12 protein-coding genes are annotated in these 12,500 nt (G+C 72.0%); 7 read left to right on the top strand and 5 right to left on the bottom strand.

Annotated elements, in window-relative coordinates:
* Nucleotides 1-233 precede the first annotated feature (233 nt).
* A complete protein-coding gene (locus G3I19_RS28615; RefSeq protein ID WP_203600481.1) occupies nt 234-1,298 on the top strand; it encodes a hypothetical protein in 1,065 nt (354 codons plus the stop codon).
* 30 nt (nt 1,299-1,328) lie between these two features.
* Nucleotides 1,329-2,513, top strand: a complete 1,185-nt coding sequence (locus G3I19_RS28610) for a phosphotransferase family protein (protein ID WP_164266615.1) — start codon at nt 1,329-1,331, stop codon at nt 2,511-2,513.
* Here G3I19_RS28610 and G3I19_RS28605 read toward each other — a convergent pair.
* A complete protein-coding gene (locus tag G3I19_RS28605) occupies nt 2,469-2,870 on the bottom strand; it encodes a hypothetical protein (protein ID WP_164266614.1) in 402 nt (133 codons plus the stop codon). The two genes, G3I19_RS28610 and G3I19_RS28605, sit on opposite strands and share 45 nt — an antisense overlap.
* A 203-nt stretch (nt 2,871-3,073) precedes the next feature.
* Between G3I19_RS28605 and G3I19_RS28600 the strand changes: the two genes are divergently transcribed.
* The 4 genes from G3I19_RS28600 to fxsA all read left to right on the top strand — a co-directional run bounded on the left by G3I19_RS28600 (nt 3,074) and on the right by fxsA (nt 7,147).
* Complete coding sequence (locus G3I19_RS28600; RefSeq protein ID WP_164266613.1) at nt 3,074-3,514, top strand: Lrp/AsnC family transcriptional regulator; 441 nt, start codon at nt 3,074-3,076, stop codon at nt 3,512-3,514.
* 66 nt (nt 3,515-3,580) lie between these two features.
* Nucleotides 3,581-5,221: an amidohydrolase gene (locus G3I19_RS28595; RefSeq protein WP_164266612.1), complete on the top strand. Its 1,641-nt coding sequence runs from the start codon at nt 3,581-3,583 to the stop codon at nt 5,219-5,221.
* Nucleotides 5,222-5,760: 539 nt separating this feature from the next.
* On the top strand, nt 5,761-6,528 hold the full coding sequence (locus G3I19_RS28590) for a polyprenol monophosphomannose synthase (RefSeq protein WP_164266611.1): 768 nt from the start codon (nt 5,761-5,763) through the stop codon (nt 6,526-6,528).
* Nucleotides 6,529-6,574: 46 nt separating this feature from the next.
* Nucleotides 6,575-7,147, top strand: a complete 573-nt coding sequence (gene fxsA, locus G3I19_RS28585; protein WP_164266610.1) for an FxsA family membrane protein — start codon at nt 6,575-6,577, stop codon at nt 7,145-7,147.
* A 124-nt stretch (nt 7,148-7,271) separates the two neighbouring features.
* On the opposite strand, the gene G3I19_RS28580 is transcribed toward fxsA, so the two are convergent.
* From G3I19_RS28580 to G3I19_RS28565, 4 genes are all read right to left on the bottom strand, one after another.
* Nucleotides 7,272-7,646 (bottom strand): RNA polymerase-binding protein RbpA, encoded by a 375-nt coding sequence (locus G3I19_RS28580; protein ID WP_161311542.1) that lies wholly within the window; start codon nt 7,644-7,646, stop codon nt 7,272-7,274.
* Nucleotides 7,647-7,901: 255 nt separating this feature from the next.
* On the bottom strand, nt 7,902-9,284 hold the full coding sequence (locus tag G3I19_RS28575) for an MFS transporter (RefSeq protein ID WP_164266609.1): 1,383 nt from the start codon (nt 9,282-9,284) through the stop codon (nt 7,902-7,904).
* A gap of 17 nt (nt 9,285-9,301) precedes the next feature.
* Nucleotides 9,302-10,066 (bottom strand): glycerophosphodiester phosphodiesterase, encoded by a 765-nt coding sequence (locus G3I19_RS28570; protein WP_164266608.1) that lies wholly within the window; start codon nt 10,064-10,066, stop codon nt 9,302-9,304.
* Entirely contained in the window at nt 10,063-10,785 is a 723-nt protein-coding gene (locus G3I19_RS28565; RefSeq protein ID WP_239074894.1) for a hypothetical protein, read from the bottom strand. Before G3I19_RS28565 ends, G3I19_RS28570 begins: the two co-directional genes overlap by 4 nt.
* Nucleotides 10,786-10,815: 30 nt before the next feature.
* Here G3I19_RS28565 and G3I19_RS28560 point away from each other — a divergent pair, with 30 nt between their 5' ends.
* Entirely contained in the window at nt 10,816-12,315 is a 1,500-nt protein-coding gene (locus tag G3I19_RS28560) for a PLP-dependent aminotransferase family protein (protein ID WP_164266607.1), read from the top strand.
* The last annotated feature ends 185 nt before the right edge of the window (nt 12,316-12,500 follow it).

The raw sequence follows: 12,500 nt of genomic DNA, 5'->3' as shown, positions 1-12,500 counted from the left end.
GGCCGGCCCGGGTCGGTCGGTCGGGGCCGGGTGGCGGCCGGCGCGTCCGGGTCTGGCGTGGGCCGGGTCTGGCGCGGTCCGGGTCTGGCCGGTCGGGGTCTGGCGCGATCCAGGTCTGGCGGTGCACAGCATTTCTGACGTACCGTCACCTTCCCTGCCAGCAGGAGGATTCCGTGGCCGACGACCGACCCATCGCACTCGACGAATACCCCGTCCACCAGGTGCCGCTGTCGATGAAGCACGTCGCGACGGGCGACCGCAACGCCTATGACCGCTGCATCTTCCACGTCTTCGACCACCGGGGCAGGGCGCTGCTCATCGTGGGACTCGGCGTCTATCCGAACGTGGGGGTGATCGACGCCTACGCGACCCTGCGCACCGGTGACCGGCTGCACGCCGTACGTGCGTCGGACGCCCTCACCGACGACCGGATGAACCTCTCCGTGGGCCCGCTGCGCATCACCGTCGACGTCCCGCTCCAACGGCTGTCGCTGCACTGCGCGGCCGACCCCGCCGACCCGGACTCCCTCTCGTACGACATCGAGTGGACCGCGGCCTTTCCGGCCGTCTGGGAGCCGCACCATGTGCAGCGGCGCGGAGAGCGGCTGATGCTGGAGGGCCGCCGCTTCGTGCAGGCGGGCAACTGCTCCGGGGTCATACGCGCGGGCGGCGACGAGATACCGGTGGTGGCGGGGGAGTGGACCGGCACCCGGGACCGGAGCTGGGGCGTGCGGCCCATCCCCGGCGAGGAGGGCGGGCGTGCCGAGGCGGAGTACCGGCCCGAGGGGTTCCACTGGCTCTGGATCCCGGTCCGTTTCGACGACCGCTTCGTCATGGTGATCGCCCAGGAGGACGCCGACGGCTACCGGACGCTCAACGAGGCGCTGCTGGTACGCGACGGCGGTCCGGACGTCCAACTCGGCTGGCCGCGCACGGAGATCGAATACCGGCCGGGCACCCGCCACCCGGAGCGGGCCGTCGTCCGCCTCACGGCCCCCGACGGCCGCCCCATGGAGCTGACCGCCGAGACGCTCTGCTCGTCACCGCTGGCGCTCGGCGCTGGCTATCCGCCGGCCACCGACTGGCAGCACGGCACCTGGCAGGGGCGGGGCTGGACCGACCGCCGCAGCTACGACATGAGCGACCCGGCGGCCCACCCGGCCGCCGCCTACGGCGTCACCGACCACGCCGCCCGTTTCACCCTCGACGGCCAGGTCGGCCACGGCATCTTCGAGCACGGCAGCTTCGGCCGCCACGACCCCAGCGGATTCACCGGATACACATCGGTGGCGCCCTGACCCAGGCCCGACTGATCAAGGAGCACCGCCATGGCCACGGCACCACGCCCCCGCACCACCACCCGGGACCCGCAGGAGCTGGGCCGCAGGCTCTCCGCCTGGCTCGGCACCCGGCTGCCCGGCGCCCGCATAGGCGGCCTCACCACCCCGGCGTCGAACGGCATGTCAAGCGAGACCCTGCTCTTCGACATCGTCACGGATGCACCGGACACCGCCGGTACGGCCGACACCTCCCAACCCGACGGCTCAGCCGCCCCCGTGGCCTCCTGCGCACTGCGGCTCGCCGCCGACCCCGCCGCGTACACCGTCTTCCCCGCCTACGACATGGAGCGGCAGTACCGGGTGATGAGCCTGGTCGCCGCCCACACCGGCATCCCGGTGCCACGCGTCCTGTGGCTCGAAACGGATCCGGGGCCGCTGGGCGCGCCGTTCTTCGTGATGGAACAGGCGCACGGCAGAGTCCCACCCGACGTCATGCCCTATACGTACGAGGGGAATTGGCTCCACTCCGCGACCGACGCCGAACGCGCCGCACTGGAGGAGGCGACCCTGCGCGTCGTGGCCGGACTGCACCGTCAGTTCCCCGCAGCCCAGGCCGAGTTCCTGCTGCCCGCCGGTGAAGGCAGCCCGCTGCGCCGCCATGTGGACGACCAACGGGCCTACTACGCCTGGGTGGTGGACGGACTGCCGCGCTCCCCGCTGATCGAGAGCGCCTTCGAGCGGCTCGAGGCGCTCTGGCCCGCGGACGAGGGGCCCGCCGTGCTCTGCTGGGGAGACGCCCGGATCGGCAACATCGTGTACGACGGTTTCGAGCCCGCCGCCGTACTCGACTGGGAGATGGCGGCCTACGGTCCGTGCGAACTGGACCTCGGCTGGACCGTCTATCTGCACCGCTTCTTCCAGGACCTCACCGAGGGATCCGGGCTGCCGGGCCTGCCCGGCCTGCTGCGCCGCGAGAACGCCGAGCGGCGGTACGCCGAACTCACCGGCCACACACCGCGCGACATGGACTTCCATCTGCTCTACGCGGCCCTGAGGCACGCGATCGTCATGCTCCGCATCGCCTACCGGCAGGTGCACTTCGGTGAGGTCCGGGTCCCCGCGGACCCGGATGCCATGATCCTGCACCGGGCTTCGCTGGAGGCCCTGGTGCGGGGTACGTACGACTGGTCAGGCGGCTTTGCGGCCCGGCCCGGCGGCCTTGACGGGGCGTGAGCCGGGCCCGCCGACGTGCGAGAACGGCTGCTTGCGCCAGTCAAGACCCTGAGGGAGCGTCAGCAGGAGTGCGGTGTCCTGCGCCTGGGCCTCCAGGGACGCGTCGGCGGGCCTGGCGTCGGACGCCGCACGTCCGGTGCCCGCGCACGCCGTCAGCCCGAACGGATTCCACGGGCTGGCGCAGAGCGCGTGCTCCGGCAGCACGACCTCACCGGTGAGGAGGGCGATCGGCTGCGCGCAGTCCGGGCAGATCACCCGGTACATCTCAAAGGTGTCGTAGGCCGCGAGACCCGGATCGTTCTCGATGGCCGCGAGTTCCGCGGGCTCGATGGAATCGACGCTCTTCAGCTTGTGCATGGAGATTCTCCCCCTCGGGTGGGCCGACCAGTAACTGTGGTCTCGACCACAGCAAGCACTTCCCGCCCGGTGTCCGCGGTAATCGCGCGTTCCCCGCGGACACGGCTCCAGCCCTGTGGCCTTCGTCACATGAATGCGTCAGGGGACCCTTACCGGCCCTCCCCAGCTGTGCCGGAGGGGATCGGGGCCATAGGTTGATCCGTATGGAGGAGCTGGATCGCCGCATCGTGGAGTTGCTCGTCAAGGACGGGCGGATGAGCTACACCGACCTGGGCAAGGCCACCGGCCTGTCCACATCGGCGGTGCATCAGCGCGTACGCCGTCTCGAACAGCGTGGAGTCATCCGCGGATACGCCGCCGTGGTCGACCCGGAGGCCGTCGGGCTGCCGCTCACCGCGTTCATCTCGGTGAAACCCTTCGACCCGAGCGCGCCGGACGACATCGCCGAGCGCCTCGCCGGGGTCCCCGAGATCGAGGCGTGCCACAGTGTGGCGGGCGACGAGAACTACATCCTCAAGGTGCGCGTCCCGACACCGCTGGCCCTGGAGAACCTGCTGACCAGGATCCGCTCGCTGGCCGGGGTCTCCACCCGTACCACCGTCGTGCTCTCCACCCCGTACGAGGCGCGGCCCCCGGAGATCTGAGCGGCTGCCGCCTGGCGCGGGGCCCCCTGCGCCGACCGGTGCCCCGCAGGCGGGAGACTGTTCCCCATGACCGAGAGCACCGCCCCCCAGGCAGACCACCGCACCGTACTGCTGCGCGGTGGGGACATCCACAGCCCCGCCGACCCCTTCGCCACCGCCATGGTCGTGGAACGCGGGCACGTCGCCTGGGTGGGCTCCGAGGGGGCCGCCGACGCCTTCGCCAAGGGCGTCGACGAGACCGTCGACCTCGAAGGTGCCCTGGTGACCCCGGCGTTCACCGACGCGCACGTCCACATGACCTCCACCGGGCTCGCCCTCACCGGCCTCGACCTCTCGGCCGCACGGACCGCGCAGGAGGCCCTCCGGCTCGTACGGGAGCACGCGGCGGCCCGCCCCGACGACCGGGTACTGCTCGGCCACGGCTGGGACCCCTCCGCCCGGCCGGACGGACCGCCGCTGTCCCGCACCGCGCTCGACGAGGCGGCCGCCGGCCGGCCGGTCTATCTGCCCCGGGTCGACGTCCACTCGGCGGTCGCCTCCACCGCCCTCCTCGACCTGGTCCCGGGGGTCACCTCGCTGTCCGGTTACCGGGCGGACGCCCCCCTGACCGGCGCGGCACACCACGCCGTACGCGCCGCCGCCCATGCCCGGATCACGCCCGGGCAGCGCACCGAGGCGCAGCGTGCGGCCCGTGCGCACGCCGCGTCGCTCGGGATCGGCTCGCTCCACGAGTGCGCCGGTCCTGACATCTCCGACGAGGACGACTTCACCGGTCTGCTCCGGCTCGCCGCGCAGGAGCAGGGGCCGCGGGTCTTCGGCTACTGGGCCGAGCGGGTCGCCGACGGCAGGGACGCCCGGCGCATCCGGGAGCTGGGCGCGATCGGCGCGGCCGGTGACCTCTTCGTCGACGGCTCGCTCGGCTCGCACACCGCCTGCCTGCACGAGCCGTACGCGGACGAGGCGCACACCGGCGCCGCGCACCTGGACTCCGCCGGTATCGCCGCCCATGTCGCCGCCTGCACCGAGGCCGGGCTCCAGGCCGGCTTCCACGCCATCGGGGACGCGGCCCTCACCGCGGTCGTCGATGGGGTGCGGGCCGCCGCGGAGAAGCTCGGCCGGGCCAGGATCCGCGCCGCCCGCCACCGCGTCGAGCACGCCGAGATGCTCACCCCGGAGACCGTCGCCGCCTTCGCCGAACTGGGGCTCACCGCTTCCGTGCAGCCCGCCTTCGACGCCGCGTGGGGCGGCGAGCACGGGATGTACGCCCAGCGGCTCGGCGCCGGGCGGGCCGCCACCCTCAACCCGTACGCGGCCATGCTGCGGGCCGGTGTACCGCTCGCCTTCGGCTCCGACAGCCCGGTCACCCCGCTCGACCCCTGGGGGACCGTACGGGCCGCTGCCTTCCACCGGACCCCCGAGCACCGGATCTCGGTACGCGCCGCGTTCACCGCCCACACCAGGGGCGGCTGGCGGTCCATCGGCCGGGACGACGCCGGGGTCCTGGTGCCCGGCGCCCCCGCCGACTACGCCGTCTGGCGCACCGACGACCTGGTGGTGCAGGCCCCCGACGACCGGGTGGCCCGCTGGTCGACCGACCCGCGCTCCGGCACCCCGGGCCTGCCGGATCTCACCCCTGGCGCCGAACTCCCGGTCTGCCTGCGGACGGTGGTCTTCGGACAGACAGTCTTCGTGAGGCCGAACGAGTGACATCGTGGTATTTCGTGCGGCCGATCGATGCCGGAAAGTCTCTCCCGTCACCTGCGGCTCTTCCGCACTGACCTGGCCATTCATCAGAACACCGCAGGTCGGCCGAGTGTTGACAGGAAGCGGCCACCGGCGGGTAGGTTCGGCCGAGTCCACCACAGGACGTCCGACCGGCAAACCTCCACGCAGTCGTCGAACGCCGCTGGGTCATGGGGCGGCACGCCGGAAGGTGTGCCACCACTGGGAGCCAGGTTCAGCGCCCGCGCCTCGGGGGCGAGGGAGGTTTCAGCCGGAAGGGGGTCCGCCCTGCTCCTCAGGAGTTCGCGGGCAGGTGCGACCCGGGTGGGGCCCGGACGTTCAGTAGACAACGGCTCTCGGTCGACCCGCAGCCAGCGGGCCCCAGGTCGGCCCGAAGGACGCCGGGCCCCGATCCGAAGTTCCCCTCCCCTCCCGGGAGCCGGTCCCACCGACGCGGCTGCGTTCCGCCACTCCGGCGCTGGATAAGGTGTTGGCTCGGCGTAGGGACACAGTGAGGGGCAGTAGTGAACGACGGCGGTGAGCGGCGATTCGGTCCGCTCGGCAAGGTCTTGGTCATCATTCCGACCTATAACGAGGCCGAGAACATCAAGCCGATCGTTGCCCGGGTGCGCGCCGCGGTGCCGGAGGCGGACATTCTGGTCGCCGACGACAACAGCCCGGACGGTACCGGGAAGATCGTCGACGAGATGGCGGGGGACGACCCGCAGGTCCAGGTACTGCACCGGAAGGGCAAGGAAGGACTCGGCGCCGCATACATCGCGGGCTTCCACTGGGGCATCGAGCACGGGTACGGCGTCCTGGTGGAGATGGACGCCGACGGCTCGCACCAGCCCGAGGAACTGCCCCGGCTGCTCACCGCGTTGAAGGGCGCCGACCTGGTGCTCGGCTCGCGGTGGATGCCGGGCGGACGGGTCGTCAACTGGCCCAAGTCCCGGGAGCTGCTCTCGCGGGGCGGCTCCACGTACTCGCGGCTGCTCCTCGGCGTACCGATCCGCGATGTCACCGGTGGTTTCCGGGCGTTCCGCAGGGAGACCCTGGAGGAACTCGGCCTCGACGAGGTGTCGTCGCAGGGCTACTGCTTCCAGGTGGACCTCGCCCGGCGGGCCGTCGAGGCGGGCTGCCATGTCGTGGAGGTCCCGATCACCTTCGTCGAGCGCGAGATCGGCGACTCCAAGATGAGCAAGGACATCGTGGTCGAGGCGCTGTGGCGGGTGACGGCCTGGGGGGTCGGCTCGCGGGCCGGCCGGCTGCTGGGCAGGGAGCCCTCCTGACCTCCCCAGCACGTCATCCGTGCGCGCCTGCAGGCACACTGGGAGCATGACGACCGGCACACAGCCCCCGACCGCTCCCAGACGCTCCAGGGCGCGCACCTTCGTACCGCTGGGCATCGCCGTCTGGGTGATCCTGGAGATCTGGCTGCTGATCCTGGTGGCCGACGTGGCGGGCGGGCTCACCGTTCTCTTCCTGCTCGTCGGCGGTCTCGTGCTGGGTGCCGCCGTCGTCAAGCGGGCCGGGCGGCGGGCCTTCCGCAATCTGACGGAGACGGTCCAGCGCCAGCAGTCGGGAGCGGAGCCGGCGCAGGAGCGCGAGGGCGGGAACGGCTTCCTGATGCTCTCGGGGCTGCTGATCATGCTGCCCGGGCTGATCACCGATGTGGTGGGGCTCGTCCTGCTGGTGCCGCCGCTGCGGTCGGCGCTGAGCCGGTACACCGAGCGGACCCTGGAGCGCCGGATGAGCAAGTCCGCTCCCGGCACCGTCGGCGATGCCTTCCAGCAGGCGCGGATGCACCGTCCGGACGGCAAGGTCGTCCAGGGCGAGGTCATCAAGGACGACGAACGGCCCGGGCCCCGGAAGGACGACGGGGGCCCGCGCCCGCCGCTGACGCCCTGACCTGCCTCCGGCACCCCGCCGGAAAGCAGTTCCGGAAAAGGAAAGAGCTGAGGGCCCCGGCACACCCTGAAGTGTGCCGGGGCCCTCAGCCCCTGATGTCGTGCGGTCCGTGAACGCCTGGGCGTTACGCGGACTTGCGGCTGTCCCGCGGATGCACGGCAATGTTCATGGCGCCGGAACGAAGGACGGCCAGCCTCTCGGCCAGCACCTCCTCCAGCTCCTCGCGGGTGCGCCGCTCCATGAGCATGTCCCAGTGCGTGCGCGCGGGCTTGCCCTTCTTCTCCTCAGGGCCGTCCCCGTCTACCAGGAGTGCTTGGGCGCCGCACGCCTTGCACTCCCACTCCGGCGGAATGTCCGCCTCTACAGAGAACGGCATCTCAAAGCGATGTCCGTTCTCGCATGCGTACTCCACCGCCTGGCGCGGGGCCAGGTCGATGCCGCGGTCGGTCTCGTAGCTGGTCACCACGAGGCGCGTGCCGCGAAGAGCTCGCTCACTCATGAATCGTGCCTCCCGGGCTTGTCGCCCACAGGACAGGTGTCGCTGTCGTCGTCATCCGGTCAACGTCCGGTCGGCGGTAAAGATTCCCGTTGCGGGTCATACGTCGCCCGTCGTGCCGCCCCTTGTTGTACCCACCAGTGCCCTCTTTGTCACATCTGCTCAGAGATGTCACCCTGCGATTTCGGCTGATGATCCCGCAGTAACGGTCCGCCTGGTGAGCCAAAGGCGTACACTACCGGCCTTTCACTTCAATGCCTAAACCCGCTGCGGTGCCGCGTTTCCCGCCGCTGCCACGGCCTCCCTCACAGGTACCCGTGCCAGCAGGAAGAAACCCAGTACGAAGAAGATCACCAAAGAGATGATGGCGGCACGATAACTGCCGGTGAGCTGGTAAGCGAGCCCGAACACCAGCGGGCCGAGCCAGCTCAGCCCGCGGTCGCTCATCTCGTACGCCGAGAAGTACTCGGCCTCCTTGCCCGCCGGCACCAGATGGGAGAAGAGCGAACGCGAGAGCGCCTGGCTGCCGCCGAGCACCGCGCCGATCGCGGCCGCCAGCACGAAGAACCAGACCGGCGCCCCGGCGGGCAGGAAGTACCCGGCGCAGAGGATCAGGGTCCACACGGCGAGCGAGCCGAGAACGGTGTGCTTGGCGCCGTACGTCCGTGCAAGCCGGCCCATGCCGAGCGCACCCGCCACCGCCAGCACCTGCACCAGCAGAATCGCGGTGATCAGAGTGGTCTGGCCGAGACCCAGCTCCTCGGACCCGTACACGGACGCCTGCGAGATCACCGTCTGGATGCCGTCGTTGTAGACGAGGTACGCGAGCAGGAACGAGAGCGTCAGCGGATAGCGGCGCATGTCCCGCAGCGTCCCGATGAGCTGGCGCCACCCCGCGCCGACCGTGCCGCGACCGCCGGCCGGACCCGCCCGCCGGTCGCGCAGCCTGCGCAGCGGTATCAGTGTGAACGCGCCCCACCACACACCGGCCGTCGCCAGGCAGATCCGTACGGCGGTGGACTGCGACACCCCGAAACTCCCGTGGCCCGAGTAGAGCACCAGGTCGAGTACGAGGACGAAGGCGCCCGACGTGTACCCGAAGGCCCAGCCGCGCGATGAGACCGTGTCGCGTTCCTCGGGCTCCGCGATCTGCGGGAGATAGGCGTTGTAGAGCACCATCGAGACGGCCAGCGCGGAGTTGGCCACGATCAGCAGCAGCGAACCCAGCAGATAGCGGTCGCCGTCCAGGAAGAACATCCCCGCCGTGGCGCCCGCACCCAGGTACGCGGCCCCCGCCAGCAGCGGCTTCTTCCGCCCGGTCCGGTCGGCGACGGCCCCGGCGAGCGGCATGAGCAGCACCGCGACGACCACCGAGACCGAGACGGTGTACGCGAACCCCGACCCGGCCCGCAGGGGGATGCCGAGCGGATGGACATAGCCCCCGGTGTCCGCCGCGGCCTTGGCGACCGAGGTCAGATACGGGCCGAGGAACACCGTGAGCACGCTGGTCGAGTAGACCGAGGACGCGAAGTCGTAGAAGTACCAGCCGTGCTGCTCGCGTCTCCGCCCGGCCGCGGCGGCCGCTGCGGCCGGGTCGGCAGCGGCCGCCCCGGCGTCGCCGTTCGCGGTGCCAGTGCTCAAACCGCGCCCCCTGATCGTCAGTTCCACGCCCCCCGCGCGGTGAGAACCGTGCGCAGCGACTCCAGATGATCGGTCATGATGCCATCCACGCCCAGGTCGAGAAGGGCGGCCATCCGCCCGGGGTCGTTGACCGTCCAGACGTGCACCTGGAGCCCGCGGGCGTGCGCGGACCGTACGAAGCGCCGGTCGACCACCCGGATCCGGCCGTGGAACTCCGGGACCTGGGCGCAGACACCGCCCGTGCGCGGGGCGGCCGGGAGGCCGAGGGAGCGCAGCCGCAGCGCCGCGACACCGCTCATGCCGTACGAGGTGGCCAGCCGCGGGCCCGCCAGACGGGCCGCCGCTGCCACGCGCCGCTCCGAGAACGAGCCGACGCACACCCGGTCCCAGGCGCCGGTGCGGCGGATCAGGGCGACGAGCGGGGCCAGCGCGGGCCCGGCCTTGATGTCGATGTTCCAGCGGGCGTCGGGGAACTCCTCCAGGAGGTCCGCGAACAGCGGCAGCGGTTCGGTTCCCGCCACCCGCGCGCGCCTGACCTCGCTCCACGGCAGGGAGGCGATGGCACCCCGCGCGTCGGTCACCCGGTCCAGGGTCGCGTCGTGGAAGGCGACGAGGCGGCCGTCGGCCGTGGCGTGCACATCGGTCTCGAAATACCGGTAGCCGGCCCGGTCCGCGCGCCGGAAGGCGGCCGCCGTGTTCTCCAGGCCGTCCGCGGAGCCGCCCCGGTGGGCGAACGGGATCGGGCCCGGGTGGTCCAGATAGGGGTGTCGCGTCCTCGTCACTCCGGCAGTATCGCCTGCGCGGTGGCGGGGACCAGCGGCGCCCGCTCGGCAGCCGGCTCGGGCAGCGCGAAGATCCGCAGGAAGATCTGGGCGAGCGGCCCGATGGAGAGCGCGTACACGACAGTGCCCACCCCGACGGTCCCGCCCAGGGCGAAGCCGGTCGCCACCACGGCGATCTCGATGGCGGTGCGCGACAGCCGGATCGACAGACCGGTGAGCCGGTGCAGGCCGGTCATCAGGCCGTCCCGCGGGCCAGGGCCGAAGCGGGCGGAGATGTACAGGCCCGTGGCCGCGCCGTTGAGCAGGATGCCCGCTGCCATCAGCGGGATCCGGCCGGCCAGCCCGTGGACGGCGGGAATGAGATCGAGGGCCGCGTCCATGGCGATGCCGATGACGAAGACGTTGGAGACCGTGCCGAGTCCCGGCCGCTGCCTGAGGGGGATCCAGAGCAGCAGCACGGCGGCTCCGACGATGATCGAGACGGTGCCGATCATCAGGCCGGTGAGCCGGGCAAGGCCCTGGTGCAGCACGCCCCAGGGCTCAAGACCGAGGCCCGCGTCGACGAGCAGGGCGGAGCTGACGCCGTACAGCGTCAGACCGACGTAGAGCTGCACAAGCCTTCGTATGACATTCCTGGACAATATGGCCCTCCGTCGTGGTGGGTAGCCGTAGTGGACTGGTACGTGCCACTCTGTGGCTTGGGATCCGAGGCCAACCATGGCCAATTCCGGGAAGGTGGACTGAATTCCATGACGCAGTGGACTTCGGCGGTCGGCGCGGCCCAGCTGGCCCGGCAGCTCAGCAGCCAGCAGTCACGGCCGGCCGGGCCCGGCACCCGCAAGCCGCCCGCCTACCGGGCGCTCGCCGACGGCATCAGGGTGCTCGTCCTCGAAGGCCGCGTCCCGGTGGCGGCCAGGCTGCCCGCCGAGCGGGAACTGGCGGTCGCGCTCGCGGTGAGCCGCACCACGGTGGCCGCCGCCTACGAGGCGCTGCGCACCGAAGGGTTCCTGGAATCCCGCCGCGGCGCGGGCAGCTGGACCGCGGTCCCGGCCGGCAATCCGCTGCCCGCCCGCGGCCTCGAACCACTGCCGCCCGAGACCCTCGGCTCGATGATCGACCTCGGCACCGCGGCCCTGCCCGCCCCGGAACCCTGGCTCACCCGCTCCGTCCAGGGGGCGCTCGAGGAGTTGGCGCCGTACGCGCACACCCACGGCGACTACCCGGCCGGGCTCCCTGCGCTGCGCCAGAGGCTCGCCGACCGCTACACCGAGCAGGGCATCCCGACCATGCCCGAGCAGATCATGGTGACCACCGGGGCGATGGGCGCCATGGACGCCATCTGCCACCTCTTCGCCGGGCGCGGCGAGCGCATCGCCGTCGAGTCGCCCTCGTACGCCAACATCCTCCAGCTGATGCGCGAGGCCGGCGCCCGGCTGGTGCCGGTCGCGATGGCCGACGGGCTCAGCGGCTGGGACCTGCCCAGGTGGCGGCAGGTGCTGCGCGACGCCGCTCCGCGTATCGCCTATGTGGTGGCGGACTTCCACAATCCGACCGGCGCGCTCGCCGACGAGGACCAGCGGCGCGGTCTGGTGGACGCGGCGCGCTCGGCCGGCACGGTCCTGGTCGTCGACGAGACCATGTCCGAGCTGCTCCTCGACGAGGAGACCGAGATGCCACGCCCGGTCTGTGCCTTCGACCCGGCGGGCAGCACGGTGCTGACGGTGGGCTCGGCGAGCAAGGCGTTCTGGGCGGGGATGCGGATCGGCTGGGTGCGCGCCGCACCCGATGTGATCCGCAGCCTGGTCTCGGCACGGGCCTACGCCGACCTCGGCACCCCTGTCCTCGAACAGCTGGCCGTCAACTGGCTGATGAGCACCGGAGGCTGGGAGGAGGCCGTCGGCATCCGCCGCGCGCAGGCCAGGGAGAACCGGGACGCGCTGGTCGGCGCGGTCCGCAGGGAGCTGCCCGACTGGGAGTTCGACGTGCCGCACGGTGGGCTGACGCTCTGGGTGCGGACGGGCGGGCTCTCCGGCTCGCGGCTCGCCGAGGTCGGTGAGCGGGTCGGGGTCCGGGTCCCCTCCGGGCCCCGGTTCGGGGTCGACGGTGCCTTCGAGGGGTATGTGCGGCTGCCGTTCACGGTCGGCGGCCGGGTGGCCGACGAGGCCGCGCAGCGGCTGGCGGCCGCCGCACGGCTGGTGGAGACCGGCGCGAGCACCGGCACGGACGCCCCGCGCACCTTCGTGGCCTGACTGCCTGGCTGCCTGGCTGCGTGGCTGCCTGGCCATCCGGCTGCCTGACTGCCTAGCTGCGTGACCGCCCTGGCCGCCGTGGCCGCCTGACCGTCGGATCCTCCTGGCCGTTCGGCCGTCCGACTGCGTGGCCGCCCGGCAGCTTGTGGCCTGGCCGGCCGACGCGGCCGCGGTTCTGCTCCCGG

Source organism: Streptomyces sp. SID10853, from assembly GCF_010548145.1.
Taxonomy (GTDB): domain Bacteria; phylum Actinomycetota; class Actinomycetes; order Streptomycetales; family Streptomycetaceae; genus Streptomyces.
This window is presented reverse-complemented; position numbering and strand designations above follow the sequence as displayed.

What these genes read in the sequence shown, in the direction of transcription:
- G3I19_RS28615 (WP_203600481.1), top strand. Translation starts at nt 234, where the DNA reads ATGAAGCACGTCGCGACGGGCGACCGCAACGCCTATGACCGCTGCATC.
- G3I19_RS28610 (WP_164266615.1), top strand. Translation starts at nt 1,329, where the DNA reads ATGGCCACGGCACCACGCCCCCGCACCACCACCCGGGACCCGCAGGAG.
- G3I19_RS28605 (WP_164266614.1), bottom strand. Translation starts at nt 2,870, where the DNA reads ATGCACAAGCTGAAGAGCGTCGATTCCATCGAGCCCGCGGAACTCGCG.
- G3I19_RS28600 (WP_164266613.1), top strand. Translation starts at nt 3,074, where the DNA reads ATGGAGGAGCTGGATCGCCGCATCGTGGAGTTGCTCGTCAAGGACGGG.
- G3I19_RS28595 (WP_164266612.1), top strand. Translation starts at nt 3,581, where the DNA reads ATGACCGAGAGCACCGCCCCCCAGGCAGACCACCGCACCGTACTGCTG.
- fxsA (WP_164266610.1), top strand. Translation starts at nt 6,575, where the DNA reads ATGACGACCGGCACACAGCCCCCGACCGCTCCCAGACGCTCCAGGGCG.
- G3I19_RS28580 (WP_161311542.1), bottom strand. Translation starts at nt 7,646, where the DNA reads ATGAGTGAGCGAGCTCTTCGCGGCACGCGCCTCGTGGTGACCAGCTAC.
- G3I19_RS28565 (WP_239074894.1), bottom strand. Translation starts at nt 10,785, where the DNA reads ATGGTTGGCCTCGGATCCCAAGCCACAGAGTGGCACGTACCAGTCCAC.
- G3I19_RS28560 (WP_164266607.1), top strand. Translation starts at nt 10,816, where the DNA reads ATGACGCAGTGGACTTCGGCGGTCGGCGCGGCCCAGCTGGCCCGGCAG.